The sequence below is a fragment of the Streptomyces soli genome, from assembly GCF_003999195.1.
In the GTDB taxonomy this organism is placed as follows: domain Bacteria; phylum Actinomycetota; class Actinomycetes; order Streptomycetales; family Streptomycetaceae; genus Actinacidiphila; species Actinacidiphila soli.
In genome coordinates, this window is sequence record NZ_RJVR01000065.1 from 18,254 (window position 1) to 27,875 (window position 9,622).

Consider the following 9,622-nt stretch of genomic DNA (forward strand, 5'->3'; position numbering starts at 1 on the left):
GCGCCGCCGCGGCCCCAACTTGGCCATCGTGCCGTGGGTAGCACCCGCGGCGCTGATCATCCTCGCCGTCTTCGGATACTCGCTGTTCGAGCTGTTCTCCCAGTCCCTGCAGTACCAGGGCACATGGGCCGGGATCGAGAACTTCAAACTTGTGCTGACCGATCCGCTGTTCCTTACGGCGATCTGGCACAACGCCCTCCTGCTGCTCGTCGTTCCAGTGCTGCTGGCCCTGTCGCTGGGCGTCGCAATTCTGCTCCTGGAGACCAAGCGAGGGCTGCGCGGTTACCGCGCCGCCTTGTTCTTCCCGTACATCCTTCCCATCCCCGTGGTCGGAGTGGTGTTCGGCCAGCTGCTCCAACTCAACGGCGGGCTCAACGAAGCGCTCCGCAGCGTCGGCCTGGCAGGACTGGCCGGCGACTGGCTGGGCGATCCGTCCCGTGCGCTGTGGACCATGGCGGCCATCATCGTCTGGAAGGAAGTCGGCTTCGGCATCATCCTCTTCCTCGCCCGCATGCTGTCCCTGCCGGCCGATGTGTTCGAGGCCGCGCGGCTCGACGGCGCCGGCTTCTTCCGGATGCACTGGAACGTGACGATCCCGCAACTGCGCGGCATTGTTCTCTTCTACATCGTCAACGAGGCGATCGTCATGGTGTCGTGGGTCTTCAACTATGTCTACGTCATGACGAACGGCCAGGGCGGCCCGGGAAGCTCCACCGTCGTATCCGAGCTCTACATCTACCGCGCCGCCTTCGCGGACCAGACCCCGGAACTCGCCGCAGCGGCAGCAGTGCTGCTCTTCATCGCGACGCTCGGGCTCATCGTCAGCTTCTTCCGCCTGCAGCGCTCGGGCGAAGGCGCGTTCGGCGACTGAAGGGGAAACATCATGTCCACCACCCGTCTCGGCGCCCCTCTCAGGCACCTCATCCTTCTCATCCTCACCGCGGCCGCGCTCGCGCCCGCGTACCTGATGGTCACCGGAGCGCTGAAGTCTCAAGACGAATTCCTGCGAAGCCCGTGGTCGCTGCCTACGTCCCCGCGCCTGGGGGCCTTCCGCGCGGCCCTGGGCGACCAGCTCGCGCAGTGGTTCCTGAACTCGGTCGTGCTCACCGTCGCTGCCGTGCTCATCACGGTGACGATCGCCGCCATGGCCGCGTGGGGGCTCGTGCACTGGCCGTTCCGCGGCAGGGACACGGTCCTCGCGCTCACCGTGTCCCTCATGGTCGTCCCTCCCGTCGTGCTGCTGCTCCCGCTGTTCCAGCTCGGTGCCAAGCTCGGATGGATCTCGACCTACCGAATCGTGATCATCATCTACGTCGGCCTGATGCTGCCGTTCTCCATCTACCTGTTGGCCAACTTCTTCCGGGCGATCCCAGCCAGCATCTTCGAAGCCGCCGCGATCGACGGCGCCTCGGCGTGGCGCACCTTCTGGCGCATCGTGCTTCCGCTGTCTGGGCCGCCCGTCGCCACGCTGGTCGTCGTCAACCTCCTGTGGGTGTGGAACGAGCTGCTTCTGGCGCTGGTCTTCCTCCAGAGCGACTCGAAAAAGACGCTCATGGTCGGTCTCACCGGTTTCCAGAGCCGGTACAGCCTCGACATCCCCACCGTGATGGCGGGCATGTCGCTCGCCGTCCTGCCCCTCGTCCTCGCCTACCTGTTCGGGCAGCGCTATTTCATCCAGGGCCTGACCGCCGGCGCCGTCAAGGGCGAGTGAACCATCCCATAGGACACATAGGGAGATCATCGTGGATTTCATCGGACGCCGTGCCGTCGTGACCGGCGGAGCCAACGGCATCGGTGCGGCAACGGTGGCACGGCTGCAGCGGGACGGCGCGAGTGTCGTCGTCCTCGACATCGAGACCGGGGACAGCCCGGCGGACACGGTCATTGTGGACCTCTCGGACGCCGATGCGGTGCTGCGGGCCGCTGGTCAGGCGACCGAGCGGCTCGGGGGAGTGGACATCCTCGTCAACTGCGCCGGTGTCTCACTGCCCAGCCGCGCGACTGAGCTGGACTTCGACGCCTATCAGCGCACCCTCGCGGTGAACCTGCATGCTCCGGTCCTGCTCATGCGCCAGTTGTGCGGCCCGATGAGCAGGGCCGGCTACGGCCGGGTGGTCAATGTCGGCAGCATCCACGCGCGCTTCACCGAGCCGGGCTCGCTGGCCTACGACGTGTCAAAGGCCGGGTTGGAGGCAGCTTCCCGGACTGCGGCGATCGAGCTGGCTACGACCGGCGTGCTCATCAACGTAGTCGCGCCCGGATTCGTCGCCACGCGCATGTCGGTCGTGGACGGCGTGGACGAGCTCGACAGCGACTCGTTCCAAACGGTCTACGTCGACAACGACCGGCTGCCGATGCGCCGCGCGGCCCGGCCCGACGAGATCGCCGAGGCCGTCGCGTGGCTCGCCAGCGAAGCCAACTCCTACGTCACTGGCCAAGTACTCACGGTCGACGGAGGCCTCACGGCACGGTTCTGACCATCGTCAGCTCCCCCCTTTTTACGCCCCCGCGAGTCTTGGAGGACTCATGCAACTCATCCGCCTCGGTCCCGTCGGCCAGGAGAAACCAGCAGTACGCATCGACGCGACCACCTACGTAGACGTCTCCGACCTCGTCGATGACTTCGACGAGCGCTTCTTCGCCCGCGGCGGGCCGTCGCTGCTCGCCGACGCGGTGGCCGATCGCGTGGCCTCGGGCGGGGCGGCCACCGTGAACGGGCAGCGAGTCGGGGCGCCGATCGCCAGGCCGCACCAGATCGTCTGCATCGGCCTGAACTACAGCGACCATGCCGCCGAGACCGGTCAGGCCATCCCGGATGAACCCATCGTGTTCAACAAGGCACCGAACACGCTCGTCGGCCCGAACGACACGGTGTACATCCCACGCGGCTCGACCAAGCCGGACTGGGAGGTCGAGCTCGGCGTCGTCATCGGCAAGCGGTGCCGGTATCTCGCCGACGAGCATGAGGCTGCCGACGCCATCGCCGGCTACGTGCTCGTCAACGACGTCAGCGAACGAGCGTTTCAGCTCGAACGCGGCGGTCAGTGGGTGAAGGGCAAGTCGGCGGAAACCTTCAACCCGTGTGGGCCGTACCTCGTCACCCCAGACGAGGTCGGGGACGTCGACAACCTGGGCATGTGGCTGGACGTCAACGGCGTCCGCCGACAGACCGGCTCCACTGCCACGATGCTGTTCGGAGTAACCCACCTGGTGCACTACCTCAGCCAGTTCATGGTCCTGGAGCCCGGCGACCTCATCAACACCGGAACCCCTCCTGGCGTGGGGATGGGCTTCACCCCGCCGATCTGGTTGCAGCCCGGCGACGTCATGGAGCTGGGCATCGACAACCTCGGCACACAGCGGCAGGTCGTGGCCGCAGCGCCCTGAACGGCCCAACGATCGATCGCCGACTGCACGCAGTCGTGCGACGCCCCGACCGGCTGATGAGCTGGAGCAACGCTCGAACAACCTGAAAGGACCGTCGATGCCGCGCAGTTGGCACCGGCCGAACGCCGACGAAGATCGCGCCCGACACGGCGGGCTGCCGGCCCCCGCGGAGGGCCTGCTGACCGACCTGCGCGCAGCGCTGTCCGGAGCCGACCGCGTGCTGCACCGCGCGTCGGACCGCCTGGCCCGGGCGAACGACGCCTCGCACTACATGCTGACGCCCCAAGCGGTGGTCGCGCCGGACAGCGCCGAGGAAGTCGGCCGGCTCCTGCGCGCCACCGCGGCCCTCGGCGTTCCACTGACCTTCCGTTCCGGCGGCACGAGCCTGAGCGGGCAGGGCGTCACCGACGGAGTGCTGGTGGACACGCGCCGCCACTTCCGCGACATCGAGGTGCTCGACGGCGGGGCCAGGGTCCGCGTCCAGCCCGGCGCCGTGGTGCGGCAGGTCAACGCCCGACTCGCACCGTTCGGCCGCAAGCTGGGACCGGACCCCGCCAGCGAGAGCGCCTGCACCGTCGGCGGCGTCATCGCCAACAACTCCAGCGGCATGGCATGCGGCACCCGCCACAACACGTACTCGACCCTGGACTCGCTCACGCTGGTGCTGCCCAGCGGCACTGTGATCGACACCGGCGAACCCGACGCCGACGAACGTCTGCGGGCGCGGGAGCCGGCGCTTTACGAGGGCCTCGACCGGCTGCGCCAGCGGATCCTGGCGAACCCCGAGTCGGTGCGCACCATCCGCCGGCAGTTCGCCATGAAGAACACCATGGGCTACGGGCTGAACTCGTTCCTGGACCACAGCCGGCCGGTCGACGTCCTCGCGCACCTGGTAGTGGGCAGCGAGGGAACGCTCGCGTTCGTCGCCGAGGCGACCTTCCGAGCCGTCCCGGTCATGCCGCACGCCGTCACCGGGCTGCTGGTCTTCGACACGCTGAGCGCCGCGACCGGGGCATTGCCGGCCCTGGTGGAGACGGCCCCAGCAACGATCGAGCTCCTCGACGCGGCATCGCTACGGGTCGGGCAGCTCGACCCGCAAGCTGACCGCGTCCTGCAGGAGATCGCCGTTGCGAACCACGCGGCCCTGCTTGTGGAGTATCAGGAGCAATCCGCCGACGCGCTCGCCGCTCACACAGCTGACCACAAGGGGGTGTTGCAACAGCTGCCGCTGTCAACACCGGCGCACCTGACCGGCGACCCGCGATCACGTAACCGCCTCTGGCACGTCCGCAAAGGGCTCTACGCTGCCGTCGCCGGCGCCCGCCCCTCCGGGACGACGGCACTGCTCGAGGACATCGTGGTCCCGGTACCGGCGCTGCTGGCGACCTGCGAGGAACTGACCCGGCTTTTTAACCGGCACGGATACCACGACAGCGTCATCTTCGGCCACGCCAAGGACGGCAACATCCACTTCATGCTCAACGAGCGCTTCGAGGACCCGGAGAACCTCACGCGCTACCACCGCTTCAGCGAGGACATAGTGGACCTCGTCCTGGGACACGGCGGCTCGTTGAAGGCCGAGCACGGTACCGGCCGGATGATGGCGCCCTACGTACGCCGGCAGTACGGCGACGAGCTCTACGACGTCATGTGCGACATCAAGCGCCTGTGCGACCCCGGCGGCTTCCTGAACCCCGGTGTGATCATCAACGACGACCCGGGCGCCCACGTTCAGCACCTGAAGACGACCCCGACAGTGGAGCCCGAGGTCGACCGCTGCGTCGAATGCGGGTACTGCGAGCCGGTCTGTCCCAGCCGCGACCTCACCACCACCCCGCGCCAGCGCATTGTGCTGCGCAGGGCCATGGTCGCAGCCGAGGCGCGAGGTGACCTCGAGCTGTTGCGCGAACTCGATGAGGATTACGACTACGACGCGGTGCAGACCTGCGCCGTGGACGGCATGTGCCAAACCGCGTGCCCCGTCCTGATCAACACCGGTGACCTCGTCAAGCGGCTTCGTGCCCGGGAACACGGCAAGGTGTCCGAGGCCGGGTGGCGGACCGCAGCCAAACACTGGGGCGCCACGACCAGGGCCGCCGCGCTCGCGTTGGACATTGCCGCCTCGCTCCCTGAGCCTGTGGTCACCGGCGCCACGAAGGCCGCGCGGCGCGTCGGCGGCGAGGAGGCGGTCCCGCTGTGGACCGCCGACCTGCCCCCCGGCGGCCAGGCCCGTCGACGCCTCATCGACCAGGAGAGCGAACGCAGCGGCCACCGCGAGGTGGACGCTGTTTTCTTCAGCGCCTGCGTCGGCTCCATGTTCGGCACAACCACACGCGAGGCAGGCGCGGGCCGGGCCTTCGCGGAGCTCAGCCGGCTCGCCGGTGTGCGCCTCGCCCTGCCACCCGAGCTGGACAGCCTGTGCTGCGGCACGCCCTGGCAGTCCAAGGGACTTCGCTCAGGCTACGACACGATGAGGCAGCGGCTACTTCCCGCGCTGTGGGAGGCAAGCCGACACGGCGAGCTTCCAGTCGTGTGCGACGCCTCGTCATGCACCGAGGGACTCAGGTCCAGCGTCGCGGCAGCCCGTGCGGAGGGCAGCCCCTACGAAGGGCTGCGCGTGGTCGACGCGGTCGAGTTCGTATCGCAGTACGTGCTTCCGGAAATCGAAGTCAAACGGCGGCTGCCCTCCCTCGCCCTGCACCCCACGTGCTCCTCCACCAGGCTCGGTCTTGATGATGCGCTCCGGTCCCTCGCCGGCGCGGTGGCAGATGAGGTCGTCGTGCCCCAGGCCTGGGGGTGCTGCGCATTCGCCGGCGACAGGGGTCTGCTGCATCCCGAGCTCACCGCCTCGGCGACAAGGGCAGAGTCCGCCGAACTGGCGGGGCGCACCTACACCGCCTACGCGTCGTGCAACCGCACCTGTGAGATCGGCATGACCCGCGCCACCGGTCACGACTACCGGCACATCCTCGAACTCCTCTGGGAAGCCCTGCTCTGATCAGATGTCGGCGCACGTCCCCGACGCGCTCCGCCGTGGGGTTGAGCAGCGCGAACGTGACGGTCTCGCGGGCGGTGAACGCGGTGAAGTTGGGCATGGCGGGGTTCCTCCTGGTGGTGGGTTGGGCGGGCCGGCGGGGCGCTGCTGTGCCTGGCCGGCCTTTCCGGGCTGGGAAGGGCCCGTGTGCGGGTGGGACGGACGGCTTGGCTCCTGGGGGATCGGTGTCGTCCTCCTGGGCCGCGCAGAACAGGGCGCCTCGGGCGGGCAGGGGCCGGGTGGGCCGGGCCCCCTGGGGTGGGGTCGGCATTCGGCGCGGCGGATGGTCAGGGCGAGCATCCGGACGCGTTCGCGCCAGGTGAGCGGGTACAGGGGCGGGTGCTCCTGGGGCTGGCCGCCGACGGCGACCGGCCAGGGGTCCGCGTTCCAACTGGCCTGGGCGTCGTGGCGGATGACCACTGCGTGGCCGTCGGTGGTGAACTCGGCGCGGGTGGCGCGGGGGCCGGTGTGCCATGTAGGGCGGCCGTTCGCGTCGGTGGCGGTCTCCTCGAGGTACGTCACGTCGGTGACGGTGTGTCCCCGTGCGGTGACGGCGTCGGCAAGCTGCCGCGTGACCTGCTGCGCCCCGGTGAAGCTGGGCGGGGCGGGTCTCGGGTACTGGGTACTGGCGGTCAACCCAAGTGATCTCGGTGGTGTCCGTGGGGGCTCTCCTTGGCGGGGAGGGGCCGGGGCCCGGGTGACCGGGCCCCGGGTGGGGCGGTCACCCGGGCTGGTCGTCGTCGGTGTCGTCGGTGTGGTTGGTCGGGGTGACGGCGGCAAGGATGGTCTTTGCGGCGGCCATGACTCGGTTTCCGGCGGCCTTGATGGTGGCGGCGTCGACCCAACCCATCTCGGTGCGGACTCTGGCGGAGATCCGGGCGGTGATCTCGCGCCCGGTCCGGTGGTCTGATCAGAGGCGAAGCGGCCGCCTTCGCCGCGCCCGGGCCGGCGATCTCGGCGGGGGCCGCGGTCACCGTGAACGCGCCCGTCCCGCCAGCGGTGTCCGACGCGAGGACCGGGACGGCGAAGTACCGCACGACCGTCCGCGCATCCGCGTCCGCAGCCGAGGACGAACCGCTCGTGTCGTTACGGACGGTGAACTGCGCAGCGACGACGACCGACCAGCTGCCGTCACTCAGCCGCGCGCTGCGCACCGCCACGGTGCGCAGCAGCGACTGCGCAACCGCAGCGCCGGACCGGGTTGGCAGATCGACGGTCCGGTGGGTGGGACAGCGCAAAGCGGCGGGCTGTCTCTGCGCGCGGAGCTGTACATGCGCCCAAGGATGCGTGGGGCCGAGGCCAAGGAGGCGGAGTACCGGGCGTTATGCCGACAGGTTAAGGCAGAAGAGCAGGTCGGCGTGATCCCCAGTCGAGTCCCCCGGCCTTTGTTGTTGGACTCGGCGTCTTGGTCGTTGTTGTAGATCGCGGTGAGGCAGCGGGGTTGGCGCTCGTTGAGCGCTTCTCATAGTGCGATCGGCTGCTGACGTGTGCTCACACGGCGATGCTGTCGGCTGCTCGGACAGCCAAGGGCCGCGCCGGCGATGCAGGGGGTCCCCATCGCGGGCGCGGCCGTAGACGGCAAGTGCCCGCAATCTGAGTGACCGGCCATTGCGGGCGCGGCTGCCGTATACGACGGGTTCCCGAACCGGCGGGGCTCGTATCAACGGGCGCGGGAATTGACCCTGGTGGTCCTACGCGGTCGCCCATGTGCGGAGCTGCGTGGCGATCTGCGGGACGATGATGCGGTCCTCGGGCCGTTCAGTTCCAGGAAGGCGCGGGCGATGGATCAGGCGAATGCGTCGTTGTGATCCTCGAGCGGGCGGAGCCGGGCGGCCGTCTCGAGCATGGCGGCGGCCTTGAGCCAGTTGGTGCCGCAGACGTCCCGGCCGAGGCACGGGGGCGGGCCAGGATGGCGTCCTTCTTGCTGAGGTCATCGCACTGGGGGTCGCCGGGTATCTCGCCGGCGATGCTGAGTAAGTACGGCGTGGTGAGGAAGGCGGTTATGCGGCGTGATGTCCAGCGCGCAGGTCACGGCTGGACATGGGTGCGTCGGTCTCGTCGGGATCGGCGACGGGCCGCGGGGGCTGCGGGGCCTCTGCCTGGGTGAGGACGGCCATGTCCGTGCGCAGGCTGACCAGGGCGCGGGTGAAGGCTCCGTCGACTGCGTTCATGACCAGGTCGTGGGCGAATTCCTCCGGGGTTTGGGCGCGTGCGACCGCCGCGGCGGTGAGACGCTCGCGCTCTTCGGGCGTCAGCGGGAGGCGCAGTTCATCGGACATATCAGGGACGGTAGCAGCGGGGGTGGCGCCGGGGGGGAGGTTGGATAGCCTGGGCCTGGCGTGCGGGCTCTGGGGGCGTGGAGCGGCTTCGAGCGGCGACCTGGCCGGTATTCGCGGGCGTCCTCGTCGCGGATGGCACGGCAAAGCTGGTCGAGGTTGGTGTCCTGCCGCTCGCCGTCGCCGTCGGCGGTGGTCGGCAGGTCCATGTACTCGAAGGCGCGGGCGATGCCGCGGGGCTGGAGCTGCCACCCGCGCGGGTAGAACATGGGCTTGCCGTCCTGGTCGTGGTACGAGGAGTCGGACGTGTCGAGGGGGCGCCCCGCAGGGGTCGCGACGATCGCGTTGTGGAGCCGGAGTAAGGGTTGCTCAGGTGGATCCATCGGTATGGGTAGGCGCTGGTTCGGGTTGGTCGGTACTGCTGTGGGTGGTGCAGTGTCGAACCGTGACGGGTATGTCGGTTTCCCCGGAAGCGTGCGGTGGTGGGCTCGATGGCCCGGTGACGCGCTCGGCGTTCGGTACGGCGGCGTCGAGCTGCTCCTGGGCGGCGGTGAGGTTGCGGGCGGCACGCCTGTGCTCCGGCAAGACCGCGGGGGTGCCCTTCCGCCATGGCGGAAGGGCACCCGGGGACGATCGGGTCAGCGGCGGTCAGTGCCGCTCGTCTCAGCGGTGGTGGTGCCAGCGGTCGTGGCGGTCGTGGCGGTAGCCGCGCCCGTAGTCGTGGTCGCCGCGGTAGTGATGGTGGCCGTAGTCGGATTCGCCGCCACGGTCATGGTCATGTGTCGCATGGGATGGCGTGGGTGCCGAGGTGGCGGCACTGGCGCCGGTGGCGCCGGTGGCGCCGCCCACGAGGACGGCGGCCGCGACGCCCAGCGCGGCGGCGAAACGGGAAACCCGCATTGCAGTCTCCTTTCACGGCGGACGC

At 69.3% G+C, this 9,622-nt stretch carries 9 protein-coding genes; 5 read left to right on the forward strand and 4 right to left on the reverse strand.

From position 1 onward, the window contains the following. Nucleotides 1–28: 28 nt before the first annotated feature. The 5 genes from EFK10_RS05070 to EFK10_RS05090 all read left to right on the forward strand — a co-directional run bounded on the left by EFK10_RS05070 (nucleotide 29) and on the right by EFK10_RS05090 (nucleotide 6,385). Nucleotides 29–871, forward strand: a complete 843-nt coding sequence (locus EFK10_RS05070) for a carbohydrate ABC transporter permease (protein WP_164835826.1) — start codon at nucleotides 29–31, stop codon at nucleotides 869–871. 12 nt (nucleotides 872–883) lie between these two features. After that, the gene (locus EFK10_RS05075; protein ID WP_127354572.1) at nucleotides 884–1,711 is read left to right on the forward strand and encodes a carbohydrate ABC transporter permease; all 828 of its coding nucleotides are present in this window, start codon (nucleotides 884–886) and stop codon (nucleotides 1,709–1,711) included. Between the two features lie 31 nt (nucleotides 1,712–1,742). After that, nucleotides 1,743–2,477, forward strand: coding sequence for an SDR family NAD(P)-dependent oxidoreductase (locus EFK10_RS05080; protein WP_206305306.1), 735 nt, complete (start codon nucleotides 1,743–1,745; stop codon nucleotides 2,475–2,477). Nucleotides 2,478–2,526: 49 nt separating this feature from the next. Then, a complete protein-coding gene (locus EFK10_RS05085) occupies nucleotides 2,527–3,387 on the forward strand; it encodes a fumarylacetoacetate hydrolase family protein (protein ID WP_127354574.1) in 861 nt (286 codons plus the stop codon). A 97-nt stretch (nucleotides 3,388–3,484) separates the two neighbouring features. Further along, nucleotides 3,485–6,385 (forward strand): FAD-binding and (Fe-S)-binding domain-containing protein, encoded by a 2,901-nt coding sequence (locus tag EFK10_RS05090; RefSeq protein ID WP_127354575.1) that lies wholly within the window; start codon nucleotides 3,485–3,487, stop codon nucleotides 6,383–6,385. Nucleotides 6,386–7,142: 757 nt separating this feature from the next. On the opposite strand, the gene EFK10_RS51865 is transcribed toward EFK10_RS05090, so the two are convergent. The 4 genes from EFK10_RS51865 to EFK10_RS05105 all read right to left on the reverse strand — a co-directional run bounded on the left by EFK10_RS51865 (nucleotide 7,143) and on the right by EFK10_RS05105 (nucleotide 9,597). Further along, on the reverse strand, nucleotides 7,143–7,271 hold the full coding sequence (locus EFK10_RS51865) for a hypothetical protein (RefSeq protein ID WP_265737470.1): 129 nt from the start codon (nucleotides 7,269–7,271) through the stop codon (nucleotides 7,143–7,145). Nucleotides 7,272–8,421: 1,150 nt separating this feature from the next. After that, a complete protein-coding gene (locus tag EFK10_RS05095) occupies nucleotides 8,422–8,700 on the reverse strand; it encodes a hypothetical protein (protein WP_127354576.1) in 279 nt (92 codons plus the stop codon). Further along, nucleotides 8,673–9,080, reverse strand: a complete 408-nt coding sequence (locus EFK10_RS05100) for a hypothetical protein (protein ID WP_127354577.1) — start codon at nucleotides 9,078–9,080, stop codon at nucleotides 8,673–8,675. The genes EFK10_RS05095 and EFK10_RS05100 overlap by 28 nt, the downstream gene beginning before the upstream one ends. A gap of 280 nt (nucleotides 9,081–9,360) precedes the next feature. Then, the gene (locus EFK10_RS05105; protein ID WP_127354578.1) at nucleotides 9,361–9,597 is read right to left on the reverse strand and encodes a hypothetical protein; all 237 of its coding nucleotides are present in this window, start codon (nucleotides 9,595–9,597) and stop codon (nucleotides 9,361–9,363) included. Nucleotides 9,598–9,622: the final 25 nt, after the last annotated feature.

Excerpts from the sequence above, each read along its gene's own strand:
- EFK10_RS05090 (WP_127354575.1), top strand. The coding sequence starts at position 3,485 with ATGCCGCGCAGTTGGCACCGGCCGAACGCCGACGAAGATCGCGCCCGA.
- EFK10_RS05105 (WP_127354578.1), bottom strand. The coding sequence starts at position 9,597 with ATGCGGGTTTCCCGTTTCGCCGCCGCGCTGGGCGTCGCGGCCGCCGTC.
- EFK10_RS05075 (WP_127354572.1), top strand. The coding sequence starts at position 884 with ATGTCCACCACCCGTCTCGGCGCCCCTCTCAGGCACCTCATCCTTCTC.
- EFK10_RS51865 (WP_265737470.1), bottom strand. The coding sequence starts at position 7,271 with ATGGGTTGGGTCGACGCCGCCACCATCAAGGCCGCCGGAAACCGAGTC.
- EFK10_RS05100 (WP_127354577.1), bottom strand. The coding sequence starts at position 9,080 with ATGGATCCACCTGAGCAACCCTTACTCCGGCTCCACAACGCGATCGTC.
- EFK10_RS05085 (WP_127354574.1), top strand. The coding sequence starts at position 2,527 with ATGCAACTCATCCGCCTCGGTCCCGTCGGCCAGGAGAAACCAGCAGTA.
- EFK10_RS05095 (WP_127354576.1), bottom strand. The coding sequence starts at position 8,700 with ATGTCCGATGAACTGCGCCTCCCGCTGACGCCCGAAGAGCGCGAGCGT.